Raw genomic sequence first — 20,206 nt, forward strand, 5'->3', positions numbered from 1 at the left:
CAGCACACGAGTCAACGGATGCGCGCGACCTCCGCGCAATACGGCATTTGGGTCGCGCAACAGGTCGACCCGGAAGATCCGGGCTATCTCACAGCCGAGGCGATCGAGCTCGTCGGCGTGCTCGACGTCGACGCGCTTGTCGCTGGCGTCGAAGAAGTGATCGATCGCGCCGACACGCTGCACATGCACTTCGAATGGGCCGACGACACGCTTTGGCAGCATCGCCGTCCCGCGTGCGCGCGGCTGCCCGTCGTCGACTTCAGTGCGCACGACGATCCCGGCGCGGCCGCGCATGCGTGGATGCAGGCGTCGCTGTCGGTCTGCTGCGACGTGACGTCGGACGTGCTGTACCGAACTGCGTTGCTGCGGCTGTCGCCGCAGCGCCACTGGTGGTATCTGCAGATTCATCACATAGCGATCGACGGGTTCGGCTACAGCCTGATCCAGCAAGCGGCGGCCGCGCGCTACAACGCGCGCGTCGCGGCGACGCCGCTGCCTGCGCTGCCCGATTGGAACATCGAGCGAGTCGTCGCAGCGGAAGCCGCGTATCGCGAGACGGGCCGCTTCGAGCGCGATCGCGCGTTCTGGATCGAGCATCTGCGCGACGTGCCCGCACCCGCCGAGATCGCGCCGAAGCGGGACGTCGGCAACACGGCGCGGCGGCGCGTGCTGACGCTCGAGTCGGCGCAGGTCCGCACGCTTTGCGCGGCCGCCGAGCGCGCGGGCGCCGAATGGACCGCTTGGATGCTGGCCGCGATCGGCGTGTGGCTCGGCAAGCAGGCGGGCCAGCGCGACCTGACGTTCGGCCTGCCAGTGATGAACCGCCTCGGCACGCCCGCGCTCAACGTGCCGTGCATGGCGATGAACATCGTGCCGCTTCGCGTGCACGTTCGCGCGGACGCGACGCCGCGCACGCTCGCGGCCGACACGATCCGCGATCTGCGTGCGATCCGGCCGCATCTGTACTACCGCTACGGATGGATTCGCGGCGATCTCGGCCTGCTCGAGCACAACACGTTTCTGTTCAACCAGGCGGTGAATCTGATGCCGTTCGACCGGCGGATCGCATTCGCCGGATTGAAGAGCGACACGCGGCCCGTGAGCGGCGGCCCCGTCAAAGATCTGAATGTGACGCTCGTCGTGCGCGACGGCGCATGGCATGTCGCGCTCGAAGCGAATCCGAATGCGTACGACGACACGCGCGCGTCGGCGCTCGCGGACAGCCTGTCCGACTGGCTGTTCGCGTTCGCCGCGCACGAGCCGGATGCGCCGCTCGAGCCGTTGCTGCGCGATCTGCCGCCGCTGTCGATTTGCCGTGGCGAGCCGCTTGTCGAACCCGTCGTCGACGTGCTCGCGCTCGTACGGCAGGCGGCCGAGCGTGCGCCGAGCCGGATCGCGATCGAAGCGGGCGACACGCGGATCGATTACCGGGCGCTGCTCGCGCGTGTCGATGCGATCGCCGCCGCGCTCGCCGGGCACGGCACGAACGACCGCAGCCGGATTGCGATACTTGCGCCGCGCTCGCTCGATGCGATCGCGTCGATGCTTGCCGTGCTGCAGGTCGGCGCGGCGTTCGTGCCGCTCGATCCGGACGGTCCCGCGCAGCGCATGGCGAGCGTGCTCGCGGACGCCGCACCTGATCTCGTGCTGACGCGTGCACCATGGCGGCGCAATGCAGGCGCGGCGACGACGCTCGATCTCGACGAGATCGACGCATTCGGCGCATCGGATGCATTGGATGCCGACGCCGACGCCGACGCCGACGCCGACGCCACGCGCAGCGCACTCCTCGACGCCGCGCTGCGCATCGAACCGGACCCTCGGCATCCCGCCTATTTGCTCTACACGTCCGGCTCGACCGGCAGACCGAATGGCGTGCTGGTCGGCCGCTTCGCGCTCGCGCAGTTCGTCGCGAGCACGCGCGCGCTGTACGGCGTCGGCCCGGCCGATCGCGTGCTGCAGTTCGCGCCGCTGCATTTCGATGCGAGTCTCGAGGAGATCTTCGTCACGCTCTGCCGCGGCGCGACGCTCGTGCTGCGCGACGACGCGATGCTCGATTCGGTCGCGACGTTCGCCGCCGCGATCGAGCGTCTCGGGATTACCGTACTCGATTTGCCGACCGCGTACTGGCACGTGCTCGCGCACGCGCTCGATGCCGAGGCCGCGCGCCAGCTCGGCGGCGTGCGATTGACGATCGTCGGCGGCGAGGCCGCGCTGCCCGAACGGATCGCGCGCTGGCGCGAGCTGCTGCCGCAGCAAGTGTTGATGAACACGTATGGGCCGACCGAAGCGACGATCATCGCGACGGCCGCACGCGTCGGCGGCCCGCAAGCCGTCTGGACCGCAGGCGACGCAGTGCCGATCGGCCGCCCGCGCCCGGGCGTCGATGCGCGGATCGTCGATGAGCGGCTGTATCCGGTTGCGGCCGGGCGAGTCGGCGAGCTGGTGCTCGTCGGCGATGCGCTCGCGCTCGAGTATCTGCACGGTCCCGAACTGACCGCTGCGCGTTTCGTCGCGCTGCCGGACACCGGCGAGCGCGCGTATCGAACGGGCGACCTCGCGCACTTGCACGAAGGGCAGTTGCGATTCGCCGGCCGCATCGATCATCAGGTGAAGATCAGCGGCCTGCGCATCGAGCCGCTCGAGATCGAGAATTTGTTGCTTCGGATGCCGAACGTGCGCGAAGCCGCCGTCGTGCCGGTGGCGCGCGGCGCGGGAATCTGCACGCTGACGGCGTTCGTCGCGGGCGAACGCGACGTGAACGCGCTGCGCGCGCTGCTTGAGCAATCGCTGCCGTCGCCCGCGATTCCCGACGCGTGGCACGTGCTCGACGCGCTACCGCGCAATCCGAACGGGAAGACCGACCGCAAGGCGCTGCTGCAGCGTGCGACGCAGCGTCAGGCGGATGCCGTCGGCCACGATGTCGGCGCGAGCGCGCTGGAACGGCAGGTGATGAAGGTCTGGCGGCAGGTGCTCGGCGACGTGTCGCTGACGAGCGCGTCGAATTTCTTCGACCTGGGCGGCAAGTCGCTGCAGGCGATCCAGGCGGCCGCGCAGCTTGCAATCGAGCTGCGGCGCGACGTGCCGGTGTCGATGCTGTTCCGTCACGCGACCGTGCAGGCGCTCGCGCACGCGCTGACGGCGCCGCTCGCGTATCACCGGCCGCGGACCGCGCACGACGCGTTCGCGCCGACGCTCGCGATCCAGTCCGGCCCGGCAGGCGCGCCTGCGCTGATCTGCATTCATCCGGCCGACGGACTCGCATGGGGCTATCTGCGCGTCGCGCGCCATCTGCCGGATGCGACCGTGCACGGTCTGCAATTGGCGATCGGCGAGACGTGCGAAGCGCGAAACTTCGATGCGCTCGTCGAGTGCTATGCGGCGCGCGTGCGCGCGTTGCAGCCGGACGGGCCGTACCACTTGCTCGGCTGGTCGCTGGGCGGCGCGCTTGCGCACGGCGTCGCCGCGAAGCTGCGCGGCGACGGGCACGCGATCGGCCTGCTCGCGCTGATGGACAGCTATCCCGCGTCGGCGTGGGCTGCGCATCCAATGCCGACGCTGCGCGATGCGTTGCAGATCCTGTTGACCGCGAACGGCGATTTCGAGACCGAAGGCGTCGCAGACGACGTGCTGCGCCAGCGGTTGCTGCGTGCGAACAGCGCGTTCGCCGCGCTCGGCGCGGCGGGCCTCGACGCGCATGCGGAGCAGATGCTGCGGCAGATGCGGCTGTTCCGTACAAGCAAGACGCCGCGCTACGACGGCGAGGTGCTGCTGTTTCGTGCGGCCCGCAATCCAGCGCACGCGCCGGCGCCCGGCGCATGGGAAGTCCATCTGCGGCCGGGTGCGCTCGCGTGCCGCACGCTCGCGTGCTCGCACGACGGGATGTCCGATCCCGCGCCGATGGCCGAGATCGGCGCGGCGCTCGCCGAGCGTCTTCGCTGGGACGCGCGCAACTTCGACGATTTTTCAGGAGCTTGATCCGATGAGCAGCACCTTCACCGATTTTCCGGGGACCGTCGCCGTGGTGAGCGGCGCCGCGCAGGGCATCGGCGCGGCGGTCACCCGTGCGCTGGCCGCGCGCGGCATCGCCGTCGCAGCGCTCGACGTGCGTGCGGATGCGCTCGCGCAGCTCGCAGCCGATGCCGAATCGGTCGGCGGGCGCATCCATCCGTTCGACGTCGACGTCGCGAATGCCGACGCGGTGCGAGCGGCCGTCGAACGCATCGATACGACGCTCGGCCCGATCGGCATGCTCGCGAACGTCGCGGGCATCCTGCGTCTCGCCGACGTCCGCACGCTGAGCGACGAAGACTGGGCGCACAGCTTCGCCGTCAACACGCACGGCGTGTTCCATCTGTCGCGCGCGGTCGCGCAGCGGATGATCCCGCGGCGCGCAGGCAGCATCGTCACGGTCGGCTCGAACGCGGCGCTCGTTCCGCGGACGCAGATGGCGGCCTATGCGGCGTCGAAGGCGGCCGCGCATCAATTCACGAAATGCCTCGGGCTCGAACTCGCCGAGCACGGGATTCGCTGCAACGTCGTCGCGCCCGGCTCGACCGACACGCAGATGCAGCGCCAGCTCTGGACCGACGAGTGCAGCGTCGACGCGGTGATCGCGGGCTCGCTGCCCGCGTTCCGGACCGGCATCCCGCTGCGCCGGATCGCCGATCCGGACGACGTCGCGTCGGCCGTGCTGTTCCTGCTGTCGAACGCATCGCGCCACGTGACGCTGCACAGCCTGTGCGTCGACGGCGGCGCGACGCTCGGTGCGTGACGCGGCAGCCGGCGCGCGGCGGACAGGCGCACCGGCTACTTCTCTTCTCTCGCTATCCGGTTATGAAAAACATCACCCTGTACCCGAACGGCGGCGTGGCCGGGGCGCGTGCGAGCGTCGCGCGGCAGCGGGTCGGCATGCGGCTGCCGACGCCCGCCGCGCTGCGCCGCCGCTATCCGCTCTCGGCGACCATCCAGACGACCGTCGACGCGGGCCGACGGCAAGTGCAGGCGATTCTCGAGCAGCGCGATCCGCGCTGGCTCGCGATCGTCGGACCGTGCTCGATCCACGATCCGCAGGCGGCGCTCGACTACGCGCTGCATCTCGCGCGCCTCGCGGATGCGGTGCGGGACGTGTTCTGCGTCGTGATGCGCGTGTATTTCGAAAAGCCGCGCACGACGGTCGGCTGGAAGGGGCTCATCAACGATCCGCGCCTCGACGGCAGCTATCGGATCGACGAAGGGCTCGCGACCGCGCGCCGGCTGCTGTGCGAAGTGAACGCGCTTGGGCTGCCGGCCGCGATCGAGGCGCTCGATCTCGTCACGCCGCATTACCTCGGCGATCTCGTGAGCTGGGCGGCGATCGGCGCGCGCACGACCGAATCGCAGGTGCATCGCGAGATGGCGTCGGGGCTGCCGATGCCGGTCGGATTCAAGAACGGCACGGACGGCGGCGTCGAGATCGCGATTCACGCGATGCAGAGCAGCATGCGGCCGCACGCGTTCATCGGCTTGCACGACGAAGGTTATCCGGTCGTGCTGCACACCGACGGCAATCCGTACGCGCACCTCGTGCTGCGAGGCGGCCGCGACGGCCCGAACTACGACGCCGCGAGCGTCGCGGCGGCCGAGCACGCGCTGCGCGCGAACCGGCTGCCGACGAACGTCGTCGTCGATTGCTCGCATGCGAACTGCGACAAGCAGCATGCGCGGCAGGTCGCGGTGCTCGACGACATCGTCGACCAGATCTGCGCCGGCAATCGCTCGATCCGCGGCGTGATGCTCGAGAGTTTTCTCGAAGAAGGGCGGCAGTCGCTCGACGACGGGGCCGACGCGCTGCGCTACGGCTGCTCGATTACCGATCCCTGTCTCGGCTGGGACGCGACCGAAGCGGCGCTCGTCGCCGCGCACGCGCGTCTCGCCGCTCACGTCGCGCGCCGTTGACGCGCCCGCGCGCGCGTTGCGCATCCATTCATCGAACGAACAGGAGCCTCATGTCTACGACTTCCGCTGAAACCCCGGCCGCCGCCGAGCGCGCCGGCTTGCCGCTGACGCCGCTCCTCATCGCGAACTTCACGATGATGGCGGGCAACTACGCATTCGTCGCGATCGCGGCGCCGCTCGCGCGGATGCTGCATCTGCAGGCGTCGCACATCGGCGCGGTCATCGCCGTCGTCGGAGTCGTCTGGATTGCGACTGCGCGTCGCTGGGGGCGCGCCGCGGACATCCGCGGCCGCGTGCCGGCGATGCGAACCGCGATCGCGGGCTTTGTCGCCTGCTACCTGCTGCTCGCGCTCTACGTGTGGTGGGCGCTGCGAGACGGCGCGAACGGCGTGCCGTCGCTCGCGCTGAGCCTGGCCGCGCTGTTCGTCACGCGCGCGGCGATGGGCGGCTGCTTTGCGGGGCTGCCCGTCGCGGCGACCGCGTGGATCGCGGACCGCACCGCGCCGCAGCGGCGTGCGGCGACGATGGCGCGCTTCGGCGCGGCGGGCGCGATCGGCATGGTGATCGCGCCGCCGCTCGCCGGCTGGATCGGCCGTTACGATCTTGCCGCGACGCTCGCCGTGTTCGCGCTATTGCCGCTCGCGGGCCTGCCGGGGCTCGGCCGCCTCGATGATGCGCGGCCGCGCGAGGCGCGCGGTGCGCCGCCGCGGCTCAAGATGACCGACGCGCGGATCCGGAGGCCGTGGCTCAGCGCATTCGCGCTGTACAGCGTCATCGCGATCGCGAACAGCGCGCTCGGGTTTTATGTGATCGATTGGTTGCACGTCGACGCGCGGCACGCGGCGGCCGTCGTCGGCTGTGCGCTCGGCTGCGCGGGGCTTGGCCTGATCGTGATGCAGTCGGCGGTTGCGCGGCTGCCGCGCATCGCGCCGCTGCAATGGCTGCGCTGGGGCGCGCTCGCGAGCGCGGCGGGATTCGCGTCGGTGCTGCTCGTCGAATCGGCGCAGCCGATGGCCGTCTGCGCGGGCTATCTCGTCGCGGCGTTCGGGATGGGGGCGTCGTTTCCGGCCGTCGCCGCACTCGCGAGCGCGGCGGTCGATGCGCGCGAGCAGGGCGCGTGTGCGGGCACGATGTCGGTCGCGCAGGGGCTCAGCATGATCGTGGCGCCGCTCGTCGGCACCGCGCTGTACGACTGGCGCCCGCAGGCGCCGTTCGCGCTGATCGGCGTGCTGCTGCTGCTCGTGGCCTGCGCGACGTGGCGAAGTGCGCGGCGCGCAGCCGCGACGCAGTGAGGGCATCGATCGCGCGCCGCTCGCTTGCGGCGATGCGCGTTGCGTGACGTTCGTCGTTCGATGCGCATCAGACCGCGCAGCGCGCGATGTGGAAGCGCAGTTCCGACTCCTCCGGATCGCCGTCGCCGCTGCGCGGGCGATAGACGCCGATGTTCGTGCCGGCCGACGCGGTCGGCGCGAGCGTGACGGTCCAATCGGAATCGGACGAGTACGGGCCGATCAGGACCGTGGTCGGATTGTGCTGCGCGACGCGCGCCTGCGGCACGCGACTCGTCAGGCAGCGCTCGACGTCGGTCGGGCTGCGCGGCGACGCGACGTAGATGATCCGGCCGCTGGGCGATTCGGCCTGCGGGCCGTTCGCCGGTGAGCCTGCGCAACCAGCGAGCGCCGCGACGGCGCCGACGAGCGCGCAGCTGGCGAGAATCCGAGTCGATTTCATGGGCGATCCAAGGTGAGTCATTCGGCAAAAACGCATCCGGATTCCATGCATTCCGCATCGTTCCGATGCGCGACGTCGCGTGAAGGGCGGTGCGCCGACGAGATTGAGGAAAATCCGAGCGTGTCGCGAGCCTAACAAGGCAGGCGCATCGTTTGTGTTAAAAATTGTTTTCGTTCGCGCGCATCGCGCCGATTGCGATCGTTTACGACGACGTGCATCGTGCGCGAATCGAACGCCGGGCAAACGCGATGGCATCGCACGGCGGCGTGCGGTCGTGCGCGGTCGGCCGATGTCGAGCGCGCCGGCATGCCGCGCGTCTTGCGAGAACGGTGTGGCGTGTCGAGCATCGATTGTTGCGCGTATCGACATGTACCGGCACATACCGGCACGCATGCGCGATGCGCGGATCGAACATTCGCACTACATGTCGCGCTTCACGCGTGGGTTCGCTGATGCGCACGATTGCCGGTCATCGGTCCCGCACCATCGCTTCGCCACGTTCGGCGACTGCTTCGCCGCGCTCGCCGGCGTCCTGCCATTCGATGCGATGCTTTCACGATGCGCGCGACCGCAGCGCGGCGTCGCCCGGCGTCGTTTCCATCGCGACCAGCCGGCGAGATGCGACACATTCGCTCATCGAATCGAATTCGCTTCGAATTTGATCGGACAGGTTAAAGCGCGAGATTCGAATGGCGCGAGCCATTTCAGTGCGATGCATTTGACCGAGATCCAGGAAATTCCGGACGATCGTGCTATCTATTTGATGTTTCGAGCCAAATTCGAATCGGCTCGAAAGACGTGCGAAGCGTGTCAACGCGGCGTGCATTCGCTGCGTTATAGAACCGGCGCACGAGTGTTCACGCTGACGAAATCCTTGCATTTTGTAGGGTGTGCATCGTGAACCTCGAACAATACCGGCGCCGGATGCGCTCCAACGCATCGTGATTAACCGGATATTTCCGTTTGGATATTCAAGGAAAAACAATGAAGAAGATCATCGCTTCGGTGGCAACCGCCGCTATCGCATTCGCTTCGGCTTCCGTGTTCGCACAAGCATCGGCACCGGCAGCTTCGGCGCCGGCGGCTGCTTCGGCTGTCAAGCATGACAAGAGCAAGCCGAAGCACGAGCTGAAGCTGCACGGTTCGGAGAAGGCCAAGGCGAAGGCCTCTGCCGCTTCGGCAGCCGGTACGAACGGCAAGGGCGCGCAGCAGTAAGCGCTTGCCCGCGGCGGCGCATCCCGCCGTCGTGGCTCGTCATGACGAACCCCGCGTTCTCGCGAACGCGGGGTTTGTTTTTATGCGCGCGTCACGCGTGCGGCGGCTTCGGTTGCGACACGTGATCGATCAGCGCGCGCATTCGCTGCCAGTGCGAGCCTTCCCAGAACACGCGGCGGCACACGTCGCAGGTGACGAAACGCGTGTGGCGCTGCAGCACGCCTTGCGGCGCGCGGCCTTCGGCTTCGGCAGGATCGATGCGTCGCAGCGGCGCGTTGCACGACAGGCACAGCCGGAACGGCCGCGCGTTGCCGGCCAGATCGAGCCGGTCGAACAGCTCGCGCAGCTGCGCCTGCGGCTTCAGCGCGCGCACGTAGCAGCCGTGCGTGATCGTGCGGCGCTTGAGCAGCTCGCGATCGCGCGTGAGGACGATCCGCGCTTCGCGCGCGGCGATCGCCTCGATCAGGTCGTCCGGATAGTGGTTGTCGTACAGCGTGTCAAAGCCCGCGAGACGCAGCAATTGCGCAAGCCCGCCGAGATGCGCGTCCGCGATGAAGCGCGTGACGCGCAGCGGCGCAGCGCGCACGCGCAGCAGCGGGCGGATGTCGATCGCTTCGAAGGCCGGGTAGACGGCGACGCGGTCGCCGTGCTCGAGCACGCGGCCGAACGGCGACGATTCGCCGTTGACGAGAATCAGCTCGACTTCGGTGTGCGGGACGCCGAGCGCTTCGATCGCATGCTTGACGCTCGCACCGCGCATGCACGCGTGCTCGAATGCTCGGCGGCGCAGCGGCCGCGCGAGGAAATCGTTCAACTCCTCATAGAAGCGGAAAGTCACGGTGACCATCGATGAAGTATCGCACCGCCGCGCGTTTCCCGCACGTCGTGCGAGTCGATGGGTGCGAGACGGCAAATGTCGCGCGCCTGTGCTTTACTCGTGCTTTCGACGGATATGACGAATACAAGGAACAGGACATGGACATCGGATTTATCGGCGTGGGCGAGATGGGCGGCGCCATCGCGGCGAATCTACTGAAGGCGGGGCATCGCGTGCGGGTGTGGAACCGTTCGGCCGAACGCGTTGCGCCGCTCGTCGAACTAGGCGCGCAGCACGTCGCGACGGTCGCCGAAGCATTCACGGGCGACGCGGTGTTCTCGATGCTCGCCGACGACGCGGCTGCGCGCGGCGTGTTCGACGCGTCGCTCCTCGAGCATGCGCCTCGCGGCCTCATCCACGTGAACATGGCGACGATCTCCGTCGCGCTCGCCGAGCAGCTCGCGCATGCGCACGCGGCGCGCGGGATCCACTATGTCGCGGCGCCCGTGATGGGGCGTCCGCACGTCGCGGCGGCGGCGCGCCTGACGATCATCACGGCCGGACCCGCAGAGGCGATCGACCGGATGCAGCCCGCGTTCGACGCGATCGGCCAGAAGACCTGGCGGCTCGGCTCGCTGCCGCAACACGCGAATGCGGTGAAGATCGCGGCCAACTTCACGATCGCATCGGCGATCGAGACGATGGGCGAGGCGGCGGCGCTGCTCGCCGCGCACGGCGTCGCGATGAACGACTATCTCGACGTGATCACGAACAGCGTGTTCCCCGGCCCCGTCTATCAGGGCTACGGCGCGATGATCGCCGAATCGCGCTACGAGCCGGCGCTCTTCAAGGCGCGGCTCGGCTTGAAGGACGTGCGGCTCGCGCTCGAGGCGGGCGACGCGTTGTCGGTGCCGCTGCCTGTCGCGAGCGTCGTGCGCGACAGCCTGATCGAAGCGGTCGCGCACGGCGACGGCGACAAGGATTTCGCAGTGCTCGGGCAGGTCGCGGCGCGCCGGGCGGGGCGGTGACGCGTACCGGAGCCGCGAGCGGCTTGCGGCCGCCCCGCCGCAGACAACGACGCACGTTCCCCGGCATAATCGACGCTTCCATTTCCATTTCGATAGCGGGGCGGTAATGAATCTGCATACGTGGTGGCTGTTTGTCGCGACGGTGTTCGTCGTGTCGGCAATTCCCGGTCCGAACATGCTGCTCGTGATGACGCACGGCGCGCGTCACGGGCTGCGGCGTTCGACGGCGACAATGGCGGGCTGCATGACGGCGCTCGTCGCGATGCTGTCGGTATCCGCCGCGGGGCTCGGCGTGTTCCTCGAAGCGTGGCCGGCGATGTTCGATGCGCTCCGCTTCGCGGGCGCCGCGTATCTGATCTATCTCGGCGTGAAGGCGTGGCGCGCGCGCGTCGACGCGGAATCCGCCGCGGATGCCGCCGACGCCGCGCCGCAAGCGGGCCGCGCGAGCGCGTCCGCGTCGCGCTGGGCGCTCTTTCGCAATGGCTTTCTCGTCGCGGGCAGCAACCCGAAGGCAATCCTGTTCGCCGCCGCGCTCCTGCCGCAGTTCATCGACGCGTCCGTGCCGACGCTGCCGCAGTTCGGCATCCTCGTCGCCACATTCGCGGTCATCGAGGTGAGCTGGTACATCGTGTATGCGTCGTTCGGCACGCGGATCGGCGTGACGCTCCGGAGTGCGAACGTCGCGAAGATTTTCAACCGTCTGACGGGTGGCCTGTTCGTCGGCTTCGGCGCGATGATGGCGCTCGTGCGGCACTGAGCGGCGTGCTTCAGCCGGTGAGTCGTCAAGTCGGCGCAGTGATGAGTCGGCGAAGCGGTAAAGCCGCCGCACGCGCGCCGCATCGCCGTTCGTGAGATGGCGAAAGCGCGCAGGCGGCTCGCGCCGAAGTTCGCGGCACGCCGACTGACGAAACGCGGTTGCAGGCGCGTTGCCGGCTCGCACGAATCGAAGCGACAGGCGGCCTCGAGTCCCGCGGAATCTCGGGCGGCGATGAAGCGCTCCGCGCGGTCGACTGCGACCTCGAGCGTCGATGAATCGCAGCACGCCGATCGCGCTTCCATAAACGGCGAAAACGCCCTGCATCGGCGACGACGCGGGGCGTCGTTTTTTCAGCATTCCGTACGCCGCCGCACGGCGACCCAGTCCAGCGCGAACGCGGCGCCCGCGAACGCGAAGCCCACCGCGCATACCGCGCCCCAGCCCGCCCATGCCCACGCCGCGCCCGCCAGCATCGCGCCGAGCGACCCGCCGACGAAGAACAACCCGACGAACAACCCGTTGAGCCGCCCGCGCGCGGCGGGATTCAGCAGGTTGATCGCGCGGCGGCCAAGCGTCTGGTCGGCGACGACGCCTGCATCGAGCGCCGCTGCGCCGGCGACGAGCAACGCGAGTGCGAGCATCGGGTGTGCGGTCGCGTCGAAGCCGCCCCAGTCCGCGCCCGCGACGCCCAATGCCGCCAACGCGACGAGCATCGCCACATGCGCGCCGCGCAACGCGCCGCGCTCCCAGCCGCGGTCGCCGGCGAGGCCCGCGAACGGCGTGACGATCGCGCCCGTCGCGCCGGCGAACGCGAACATCGCGATTCCATGCAGCCCGAGGCCGAACGGCGCGGCGGCGAGACGCAAGCCGATCGCGGTCCAGAACGCGCTGAACGCGCCCATCGACAGCCCGGCGGACAGCGCGCGCCGCTGCAGCACGCGCTCGGTCGAGACGAGTGTCCAGAGCGAGCCGAGCAGCGCTGCATAGCGGGTCGACAGCGACGGCGCGCGCGGCGGCAGTTTCGCGGCGAGCACCGCGGCGATCGCGATGTCGGCGGCGGCCGCCGTGCCGTAGAACGCGCGCCAGCCGGCCGTGCCGGCGATCAGGCTCGCGAGCGGCCGCGACAGCAGGATGCCGAGCATCAGGCCGCTCATCACGTTGCCGACCGCGCGGCCGCGCTTCTTCTCCGGCGCCATCGACGCTGCCATCGGCACGAGCATCTGGATCACACTCGATGCCGCACCCGCGATGAACACCGCGGCGAGATACACGGTGCCCGAGCGCGTGACGGCGGGCAGCGCGAGCGTCGCTGCGCAGACGGCGAGCGTCGTTACGATGAGCCGGCGGTTCTCGATCAGGTCGATGAGCGGCACGAGCAGCGCGAGGCCTGCCGCATAGCCGAGCTGCGGCAGCATCGCGACGAGCCCGGTCAGGCTCGACGGCAGGCGCAGATCGGCGGCGATCGGGCCGGTCAGCGGCTGCGCGGCGAACAGGTTGAGGACGATCATGCCGACCGTCACGGAGAAGAACACGGTGAGCGCGGGCGTGAGCGTTAGCGCGGGAGAGGCGCACGGTCGGTTGGCGAGCGAGTCGGCGCGAAGATCGGCTGAGCGGTTCATCGAAATGGCCTTGGAAACGTGAAGAGCTCTCATCGTAGAGACGCGCTTGTTATGCGACAATTGAAATATCTTTAATATGATTATGCGAGTTTGTTTTGAATACGCGCGATCTCCAAGCTTTCGTGGCGGTCGTCGACAGCGGCTCGATGGTGGCCGCCGCGACCAAGCTCCATTTGACGCAGCCGGGTCTCACGCGGCGCGTGCAGAACCTCGAGACGACGCTCGGCGTGCCGCTCCTCGACCGGCAGAGCAAGCCGCTCAAGCCGAGCGCGGCGGGCCGCGAGGTTTACGCGCTCGCGCGCAACGTGCTGCGCTCGGTCGACGAACTGCTCGCCGTCGCCGCGCCCGGCAGCGAGCCGGCGGGCGAGCTGCGGATCGGCGTGCCGCCGTTTCTGTCGGAGCTCGCGCTCGAAGGGCCGATCGACCGGCTGCGCGAAGCATTTCCGCGCCTCACGCTGCGGATCACGGCCGGCTGGTCGCCGGCGCTCTTGCAAAGCGTCGAGCGCGCGGCGCTCGACGCCGCCGCGGTGATGATGCCGGCGAGCTTCCCGATGCCGGAGACGCTCGTGTCGACGCTGCTCGGCGTGCAGCCGACCGTGCTCGTCGCCGCGCGCGACTTCGCGCTGCCGCCGGGGCCGGTGCCGCTCGACGCGCTGTCGCGCTATCCGTGGGTGCTGAGCCAGGATGGTTGCGGGATGCGCTCGGCGCTGAGCCGCGCGTTCAGCGCGGCGGGACTGCCGTTCGACGTCGCGGTCGAGGCGTTCGGCTCGGACTTGCAGTTGTCGCTCGTCGCGCGCGGGGCGGGGCTCGGCATCGCGTCGACGGCCGCGCTCGCGCGCAGCCCGCACCGCGATGCGCTGCAGGTCGTCGACACGGCGGACGTCGAGCCGGGGATCAACGTGTGGCTCGTGCACGGCGTGCTGCCGGGGCGGCTGATGCGGCCGGTCGAGCTGCTGCGCGAGCGGCTCGTCGCGGTGCTGGAGGCGGAAAACCGCAGGCGATCAGGGGACGAAGCAAAAATGCCGGCTCATTAGAGCCGGCATTCAAGGGAAAATCCGTATTTTCTCGATGGGAATGTTGCATTGCGTCAAACAAACCGGTATAGTTTGAACCGTCTCCTCCATGTCTCCTCTGATATGGATTCAGCCCGCCTCTTCAGGCGGGCTTTTTTTTGGTTCATCGGCATTCGAGCGACGCCCGCGCCGACCCTCCGTCAGAACTTGTAGGACACTGCGACGAAACTGACGATCGGATCCGCCTTCAGCTCGTTCTTCGATTCCGCCAGCACCGTCCCGTCGGCGGCCTTGATCGTCACTGTCGACGTCGTCTTCAGCGGGATGTACGTGACCGATGCGAGCAGGCCCCAGTGATCGGTGAAGTTGTACGTGATGCCCGCATTGAACACCGGCTGCCACGACGACGACGCCTTCGCCGACACCTGCGTCGGTCCCGGCTTGCCGGCGCCCGCGGCGAGCACGGCGCCGAGGTTGTCCTGCGTCGACTTCACGAAGTTGCGGTTCAGCTGAAGATCGCTGAACCAGTTGTACGACACGCCGATTCCGACGAACGGCCGGACCTTCGAGTTCGCCTGCGCGAAGTAGTACTGGAACAGCACGGCCGGACTCCACTGACGCACGCTCTTGACGATCGGGTTGATCTGCGGATCGCCGAGGTTTTGCGACGCGAGCGCGCCCGCCGGTCCGGGCGGGCGGATCGTGCCTTGCCCGGTGATCTTGAAGACGGGCGGCACGCCCGCCACCGTCGTGACCGCGATGTTGTCGGTCAGGAAGTGGCTCGTGGTCAGGCCGACTGTGTCCGCGCCGCTCGTGCGCGTGCCGGTGCCCGGCGACGTGAACGATCCCGTCAGCCCGAGCGGCGTGTTGATCGGCGTCGGCGCGACGCTCGTCGTGAGCGGCGTGGTGCTTTGCTGCGGCATCACGTGGAACCAGCCGAGCGTGACGACGTTGCTGCCTGCGCTTTGCGCGTGAGCGGCGAGCGGCGTCAATGCGGCGGCGCCGAGCGCCGCGCAGAGTATTTTTTTCATACGGCCTCTCTGGCGCTTATTGCACGAAGGCGCCGACCGTGAAATACGGCGACGACGAGTTCGACATATCGAGGAAGCCAAATGCCCCGCCCGCGCCGGTGAAGATGAACTTGCCGGTCGGCGTCGAACTGCTCGCGCCGACGTGCGTCGACGTGATCGTGCCCGGCACCGTCTGCGTGTAGTCGAGATTGAGCGCGGTGGCGAGCGATGCTTGCGACGGATTGAACGGATCGAGAAGCGTCGCCTGCTTGTCGACGAGCACCGTCGAACGGTAGTCGAACTGGCTGTCGACACCGATGTATTCGCCGTTGACGAAGCCGACGTTGATCGCCGTCTGCGGCGCGAGGAGCGAGATGCTCGATTCGTCGTCGGCGGTGAGGCCCGGCACGCCGTTCGCGTCGGGCGTCGGGTTCGGATTGGCGACGCCCGTGCGGATCATGACCGGTACGAGCTGGTTGTTCACCTTGCCGACGATGAGGAAGCCCTTCGCTTGCGGGACCGTCGAGAGCGTCGGCTTCAGCTGGCTCTGGAAGTGATCGGTCTCGAACGCGCCGGTGCCGTTCGGCGATTGCACGAGGTTCGTGCCGGGCTGGCGGCAAGTGCCGGCATAGATGCCCGTCGAGTCGCAGCGGATCCAGGTGCCGTCTGGGTTGATCGTCACCTTCGCGTCGATCGTTACGGGCGCGAAGCTTTGCGACGCCACCTGACCGTAGCCGAGCTGGCTATACGTGCCGGCGAGCTTGGCGATGTTGGTTTCGAGCGTTGAGAATGCGATGAACGGATAGTACGGGAACTTGGTGTCGGGAATCGCGCCCTGGCCGAGCAGGCCGCCGTACTGAAGCTCCGCGCCGGGAATCGTGCCGCCTACGATGCCCATGCCGAGGAAAATGCGCGCCGGCCGGTTCGGATCGAGGCTCGCGCCGTTCAGGCGGTATGCGCAGTTGTTGAGCTTTTGCGTCGGCAGCAAGGTTTCCTGCGTGAGCGTGCCGTTTTGGGTCGTGCCGGCGCGCGACGGCGCGGCGGTGCCCGTCGTTTGCGGAATCGGCGACGCGACGTAGGTGATCTGCCAGGTGAGTTTCGTCGTGTCGATCTGCAGTTTGACGAGTTCGCCGTCGCCGCCGCCGCCCGTGTAGACCGTGCTGTAGTCGACCGTCGACGGGCAGAGTGCCGTTTCGACGAGCGGCTGCGAATCGCTGCCGCTACTGCCGCCGCTGCACGCCGAAATGAAGGGCGCGGCGCAGGCCATCGCCAAAATGAGATTCCGCTGCTTCATGTTGCTCCTCCAAACTCCAGAATTGTCTTTATCCGGCGGCCAGCTCCCTGTCGGCCGCTCTCGATTTCGCCCGCTGCGGCACGATCCGGCGCGATGCGTCGCGCCGGATCGTGCGTTCGGGTCTCGTTACTTGCTGACCTGCGCGCCGACGCCGAAGTACGGCGCGGACGGCGTCTGTCCTGCGATCGCCGAGCTCTGCGTGATCCCGCCGTTGACGGTGCCCTGGATCAGCGCCGCGAACAGTCCGCCGTTCGCGATCACGAAGCCCGGCGCCGACGTATCGGTCGTCGTGACGCCGAGGAGGCCCGGCGTCGACTGACCGTAGTCGAGGTTGAGGCCGGTTTCCGCCTGTTGCGTGCTCGGATTGACGAACGTGGCCGTCGTCCCCTTGACCACCGTCGCCGTGTACTTGAAGTTCGAGTCCGCGCCTGCATAGCCGCCGTCGATGCTGCCCAGCGCGAGCGCCGTTGCCGGCCCGAGCACCGCGATGCCGGACTCGTCGTCGACCTGCGCGTCGGTGTGCAGCGGCGGCGTGCCGAGGTTCACGTTGCCCGTGCGCACGACGACGGGCACGGTCGCGCCGTTCAACTGGCCGAGCACCATGTGCGCGACCGCCGACTTGCCCGTCGCGCCGATGAGCGGCAATTGCGTTTGCGGCAGGACCTGCGGCGCCTGCGTGCTGTTGAAGTAGCCGCTGCCGCTCGACGTCCACGGGTTGCCCGTCGTCATGCAGCCCGACGTGCTCGTCGACGTGCACGCGCCGTTCGAATCGAATGTCTCGCTCGAATTGATCCCCTTCGTCGCGTAGTTGCCCGACGGCACGAGGTGATAGAGGAGCGCGTTGTACGTGCCAGGCAGCTTCGTGAGATCGGCCGTCGTGTTCGAGAAGGCGAGGAACGGATAGAAGTCGAAGTGACGCTGCGGCACCTGGCCGATGTTCTGCAGCACGCCCGGGATGATCGTGAGGCCGCTGTACTGAACCGTCGCGCCCGGGATGCCGCCGCCCGCGACGCCGAAGCCGACGAGGATCATCGGCGGGTTCGCCTGGTTGAAGTCCGCTGCGGTCGAGTAGGTTGAGTTCGTCGCGGGCGACGTGCCGCTGCCCGGCAGCAGCACGAACGCGCAGCGCGTCTGCTCGGCGGTCGGCAGCGTGCCGGCGGGCGGGTGCGCGACGCTGCCCGTGATCGTCGTGCCGGCGCGCGTCGGCGTGACCGTCCCGGTCGCGAGCGGAATCGGCGACTCGAGCCACTTGAGCGTGTACGTCATCGTTGCCGCGTTGATGTTCAGGCTCACGATTTCACCGCTGCCTGCGCCGCCGAGATACGTGCTGCTGCCGATGTCCGCACTGGCGGGGCAAAGCGACGTATTGCCCGCGGCCGAGCTCGGCGGTCCCTGGACGCCGCAGCTCGCGCCGGAGCATTGTGTAACGTCGATGGGAGCCGGAGTGCCGCCGCCCCCTCCACTGCAGGCGGCGAACAAAGGGGCGAGGGCTATGGCCATTGCCACCCCTTTTGAAAAGGCGTCCGACATGCCTCTGTCTCCAATGTGTTTAATTGTGTGGGCTAATTTGGCTGCGTCGTTTTCAGCTGTCAATTGATGGAATCGTCTAAATAAGACAATTTAAACATTCCGTTGTATTCGGGATGGCGAAGCAAGAGGCGGAAGCGAGGAAATTAAAACGAGATGAAGGTTTGAAATTCGTCCGGTGGAATGTGGTGGCCCTTGTTTTTACAGGGTTTTTTTTGTGTCGGGTGGTGTTGGATCAAGCATTTTCAGCACGTGCATCGGGTGAATCCCTATCCGGGATAGTCATTACGGCTTTGTAGTTTTCAAGATTTGTTTTTGGATGGAAATGAAAGTTTGTAAATATCTGTCAATGCCGTGGCGTTATTTGAATAATTTTCAATTCTCATTCGATGCAATAAAAAGCCGGCCTCTCGGGCCGGCTTGTCTTGTGCCGCAAGCAATGTGTCGTTCAGCGCTTGAGCCCCGTGTCCTCGGCCGCGCCGACGTTGAGGTTCATGCACTGGATCGCGGCGCCTGACGCGCCCTTGCCGAGGTTGTCGAGCCGCGCGACCGTGACGAAGCGCTCCGCCGTGCCGAACACGAAGAGGTCGACGCGATTCGTGTCGTTGCAGGCCTGCACGTCGAAGAAGCCTTCGTCGAGGTTCTCGGCCGCGTCGAACGGCGCGACGCGCACGAACGCCTCGCCCGCATAGTGCTCGGCGAGCACGCGCTGAACGTCCTGCGGCGTCACGCGTTTTGCGAGTTGGCTCGGCGTGAAGTACGTGGTGACGGCGAGGCCCTTGTAGAACGGCCCGACGATCGGCGTGAAGATCGGCGCGCTCGCGAGGCCCGTGTGCGCGGCCATCTCCGGCAGATGCTTGTGCGCGAGGCCGAGCGCGTACGGACGCGGGCTCGCGAGCTTCGCGCCGCCCGCTTCGTAATCGGCGATCATCTTCTTGCCGCCGCCGCTGTAGCCCGTGATCGAGTAGCTGTGCGCGGCGAAATCCGGCGCGACGACGCCCGCGTCGACGAGCGGGCGCATCGCGAGCACGAACGCCGATGCGTGGCAGCCCGGCACCGCGATGCGCTTCGCGGCGCGGATGCGCTCGCGCTGCGCGCGGTTCAGCTCGGGGAGGCCGTACGCCCAGTCGGCGCTCGTGCGGAACGCGGTGCTCGCGTCGATCAGCGTTGTGTCGGGGTTCTCGGCGAACGTCGCCGATTCGCGCGACGCGGCGTCGGGCAGGCACAGGAACGTGACGTCCGACGCGTTGATGAGGCGGCGGCGCTCGTCGACGTCCTTGCGCTTCGCTTCGTCGATGCGCAGGATTTCGACGTCGCTGCGCGCGGACAGATATTCGAAGATCTTCAGACCGGTCGTGCCTTCCTGGCCGTCGACAAAAACTTTCGTGCTCATCTCGCTCTCGCTGGATCGGGGCGGGCGGCGCGTCGCCGCCGTGAAAAACGCCATTTTAAGACGTGATGCGCGGCATCGTAACCGGCCCGGCCGAAAAAAACCGGCCGGGCGGCGCAAGTGATTCGGCCCCTTGGCGAATCAAGGGCGAATCAAGGGCGGATCACGCGCGGATCACTGGCCGGCGAGCCAGCGGGCGGTCGCGGCCGCGACGCGCGCGCCGAACGCCTTCGCGGTCTCGAGATCGCCGCTCGCGGGCGCTTCGGCGGGCGACGCGTCCGACGGCGATTGCGCGAGGAGGCCGGTGAAGCCGCCCGCGTAGTTGATGTCGTTGCGGGTCGACGCCTTCGTGTTCGCGGGCAGCAGGCCCGTGCCGACCCACACCATCCCGTGCTGCATCGCGAGCGTGACGAAATACTGGATCGTCGAGAACTTGTCGCCGTTCATCGACGCGGAGTTCGTGAAGCCCGCCGCGATCTTGTCCTTCCATTTCTGGCCGAACCACGCTTTCGACGTCGCATCGGCGAACTTCTTGAAGTCGGCCGACGGGCCGCCCATGTAGGTCGGCGCGCCGAAGACGATCGCGTCGGCGGCGTCGAGCGCGGCCCAGCCGGCGTCGTCGAGATCGCCGACGGCGACGAGCCGCGCGTTCGCGCCCGCGTCCTGCGCGCCCGCGAGCACGGATTCGGCGAGCTTTTTCGTGTGGCCGTAGCCGCTGTGATAGACGATGACGATGTTCGACATTCCCGTTTCTCCAAGATGAGACGACGAAGCCGCGCGTCCCGGACGGGCCGCGCGGCGGACGATGGCTGCCCGCGGCGACGCGTGCGGACGGCAGGCGAAAAGAGTGTAGCGGTGCGAAATGACG

Annotated in this window: 17 protein-coding genes; 9 read left to right on the forward strand and 8 right to left on the reverse strand. The window is 68.0% G+C overall.

Annotation, left to right across the window (positions count from 1 at the left end):
• Window positions 1-18 precede the first annotated feature (18 nt).
• The 4 genes from WS70_RS01445 (at window position 19) to WS70_RS01460 (ending at window position 7,229) form a co-directional block, all read left to right on the forward strand.
• The gene (locus WS70_RS01445; RefSeq protein ID WP_226382799.1) at window positions 19-3,978 is read left to right on the forward strand and encodes a non-ribosomal peptide synthetase; all 3,960 of its coding nucleotides are present in this window, start codon (window positions 19-21) and stop codon (window positions 3,976-3,978) included.
• A 4-nt stretch (window positions 3,979-3,982) separates the two neighbouring features.
• Complete coding sequence (locus WS70_RS01450) at window positions 3,983-4,774, forward strand: 2,3-dihydro-2,3-dihydroxybenzoate dehydrogenase (protein ID WP_059597549.1); 792 nt, start codon at window positions 3,983-3,985, stop codon at window positions 4,772-4,774.
• A gap of 62 nt (window positions 4,775-4,836) precedes the next feature.
• Complete coding sequence (locus WS70_RS01455) at window positions 4,837-5,937, forward strand: 3-deoxy-7-phosphoheptulonate synthase (protein ID WP_059597548.1); 1,101 nt, start codon at window positions 4,837-4,839, stop codon at window positions 5,935-5,937.
• Window positions 5,938-5,987: 50 nt separating this feature from the next.
• A complete protein-coding gene (locus tag WS70_RS01460) occupies window positions 5,988-7,229 on the forward strand; it encodes an MFS transporter (protein ID WP_059597547.1) in 1,242 nt (413 codons plus the stop codon).
• A 67-nt stretch (window positions 7,230-7,296) separates the two neighbouring features.
• Here WS70_RS01460 and WS70_RS01465 read toward each other — a convergent pair whose 3' ends face one another.
• Window positions 7,297-7,668: a hypothetical protein gene (locus WS70_RS01465; RefSeq protein WP_059471430.1), complete on the reverse strand. Its 372-nt coding sequence runs from the start codon at window positions 7,666-7,668 to the stop codon at window positions 7,297-7,299.
• A gap of 154 nt (window positions 7,669-7,822) precedes the next feature.
• On the opposite strand from WS70_RS01465, the gene WS70_RS01470 reads away from it, so the two are divergent.
• Together WS70_RS01470 and WS70_RS32105 are read left to right on the forward strand one after the other, a co-directional pair.
• A complete protein-coding gene (locus WS70_RS01470; RefSeq protein WP_159082852.1) occupies window positions 7,823-8,569 on the forward strand; it encodes a hypothetical protein in 747 nt (248 codons plus the stop codon).
• Window positions 8,570-8,652: 83 nt separating this feature from the next.
• Complete coding sequence (locus WS70_RS32105; RefSeq protein WP_059471428.1) at window positions 8,653-8,883, forward strand: hypothetical protein; 231 nt, start codon at window positions 8,653-8,655, stop codon at window positions 8,881-8,883.
• A 91-nt stretch (window positions 8,884-8,974) separates the two neighbouring features.
• Here the strand turns inward: WS70_RS32105 and WS70_RS01480 are convergent, their stop codons facing one another.
• Complete coding sequence (locus tag WS70_RS01480; protein ID WP_059471427.1) at window positions 8,975-9,730, reverse strand: Mut7-C RNAse domain-containing protein; 756 nt, start codon at window positions 9,728-9,730, stop codon at window positions 8,975-8,977.
• Window positions 9,731-9,858: 128 nt separating this feature from the next.
• Between WS70_RS01480 and WS70_RS01490 the strand changes: the two genes are divergently transcribed.
• Window positions 9,859-10,728, forward strand: a complete 870-nt coding sequence (locus WS70_RS01490; protein ID WP_059471451.1) for an NAD(P)-dependent oxidoreductase — start codon at window positions 9,859-9,861, stop codon at window positions 10,726-10,728.
• Window positions 10,729-10,834: 106 nt separating this feature from the next.
• On the forward strand, window positions 10,835-11,485 hold the full coding sequence (locus tag WS70_RS01495) for a LysE family translocator (RefSeq protein WP_059597545.1): 651 nt from the start codon (window positions 10,835-10,837) through the stop codon (window positions 11,483-11,485).
• A gap of 350 nt (window positions 11,486-11,835) precedes the next feature.
• Here WS70_RS01495 and WS70_RS01500 read toward each other — a convergent pair whose 3' ends face one another.
• Complete coding sequence (locus WS70_RS01500; RefSeq protein ID WP_059597544.1) at window positions 11,836-13,104, reverse strand: MFS transporter; 1,269 nt, start codon at window positions 13,102-13,104, stop codon at window positions 11,836-11,838.
• A gap of 95 nt (window positions 13,105-13,199) precedes the next feature.
• Here WS70_RS01500 and WS70_RS01505 point away from each other — a divergent pair, with 95 nt between their 5' ends.
• Entirely contained in the window at window positions 13,200-14,138 is a 939-nt protein-coding gene (locus tag WS70_RS01505; RefSeq protein ID WP_059471423.1) for a LysR family transcriptional regulator, read from the forward strand.
• 179 nt (window positions 14,139-14,317) lie between these two features.
• On the opposite strand, the gene WS70_RS01510 is transcribed toward WS70_RS01505, so the two are convergent.
• The 5 genes from WS70_RS01510 to WS70_RS01535 all read right to left on the reverse strand — a co-directional run bounded on the left by WS70_RS01510 (window position 14,318) and on the right by WS70_RS01535 (window position 20,082).
• Window positions 14,318-15,148, reverse strand: a complete 831-nt coding sequence (locus WS70_RS01510) for an OmpW/AlkL family protein (RefSeq protein ID WP_059471422.1) — start codon at window positions 15,146-15,148, stop codon at window positions 14,318-14,320.
• 16 nt (window positions 15,149-15,164) lie between these two features.
• Window positions 15,165-16,421 (reverse strand): DUF2957 domain-containing protein, encoded by a 1,257-nt coding sequence (locus tag WS70_RS01515; protein WP_059471421.1) that lies wholly within the window; start codon window positions 16,419-16,421, stop codon window positions 15,165-15,167.
• 126 nt (window positions 16,422-16,547) lie between these two features.
• Entirely contained in the window at window positions 16,548-17,921 is a 1,374-nt protein-coding gene (locus tag WS70_RS01520) for a DUF2957 domain-containing protein (protein ID WP_059597543.1), read from the reverse strand.
• 475 nt (window positions 17,922-18,396) lie between these two features.
• Entirely contained in the window at window positions 18,397-19,341 is a 945-nt protein-coding gene (gene argC / locus WS70_RS01530; protein ID WP_059597574.1) for an N-acetyl-gamma-glutamyl-phosphate reductase, read from the reverse strand.
• A 171-nt stretch (window positions 19,342-19,512) separates the two neighbouring features.
• Entirely contained in the window at window positions 19,513-20,082 is a 570-nt protein-coding gene (locus WS70_RS01535) for a flavodoxin family protein (protein WP_059471419.1), read from the reverse strand.
• Window positions 20,083-20,206: the final 124 nt, after the last annotated feature.

This window comes from Burkholderia mayonis, from assembly GCF_001523745.2.
In the GTDB taxonomy this organism is placed as follows: Bacteria; Pseudomonadota; Gammaproteobacteria; order Burkholderiales; family Burkholderiaceae; genus Burkholderia; species Burkholderia mayonis.

Excerpts from the sequence above, each read along its gene's own strand:
- WS70_RS32105 (WP_059471428.1), top strand. The coding sequence starts at position 8,653 with ATGAAGAAGATCATCGCTTCGGTGGCAACCGCCGCTATCGCATTCGCT.
- WS70_RS01495 (WP_059597545.1), top strand. The coding sequence starts at position 10,835 with ATGAATCTGCATACGTGGTGGCTGTTTGTCGCGACGGTGTTCGTCGTG.
- WS70_RS01450 (WP_059597549.1), top strand. The coding sequence starts at position 3,983 with ATGAGCAGCACCTTCACCGATTTTCCGGGGACCGTCGCCGTGGTGAGC.
- WS70_RS01455 (WP_059597548.1), top strand. The coding sequence starts at position 4,837 with ATGAAAAACATCACCCTGTACCCGAACGGCGGCGTGGCCGGGGCGCGT.
- WS70_RS01490 (WP_059471451.1), top strand. The coding sequence starts at position 9,859 with ATGGACATCGGATTTATCGGCGTGGGCGAGATGGGCGGCGCCATCGCG.
- WS70_RS01515 (WP_059471421.1), bottom strand. The coding sequence starts at position 16,421 with ATGAAGCAGCGGAATCTCATTTTGGCGATGGCCTGCGCCGCGCCCTTC.
- WS70_RS01445 (WP_226382799.1), top strand. The coding sequence starts at position 19 with ATGCGCGCGACCTCCGCGCAATACGGCATTTGGGTCGCGCAACAGGTC.
- WS70_RS01500 (WP_059597544.1), bottom strand. The coding sequence starts at position 13,104 with ATGAACCGCTCAGCCGATCTTCGCGCCGACTCGCTCGCCAACCGACCG.
- WS70_RS01520 (WP_059597543.1), bottom strand. The coding sequence starts at position 17,921 with ATGGCCATAGCCCTCGCCCCTTTGTTCGCCGCCTGCAGTGGAGGGGGC.
- WS70_RS01465 (WP_059471430.1), bottom strand. The coding sequence starts at position 7,668 with ATGAAATCGACTCGGATTCTCGCCAGCTGCGCGCTCGTCGGCGCCGTC.
- argC (WP_059597574.1), bottom strand. The coding sequence starts at position 19,341 with ATGAGCACGAAAGTTTTTGTCGACGGCCAGGAAGGCACGACCGGTCTG.
- WS70_RS01535 (WP_059471419.1), bottom strand. The coding sequence starts at position 20,082 with ATGTCGAACATCGTCATCGTCTATCACAGCGGCTACGGCCACACGAAA.
- WS70_RS01510 (WP_059471422.1), bottom strand. The coding sequence starts at position 15,148 with ATGAAAAAAATACTCTGCGCGGCGCTCGGCGCCGCCGCATTGACGCCG.
- WS70_RS01480 (WP_059471427.1), bottom strand. The coding sequence starts at position 9,730 with ATGGTCACCGTGACTTTCCGCTTCTATGAGGAGTTGAACGATTTCCTC.
- WS70_RS01460 (WP_059597547.1), top strand. The coding sequence starts at position 5,988 with ATGTCTACGACTTCCGCTGAAACCCCGGCCGCCGCCGAGCGCGCCGGC.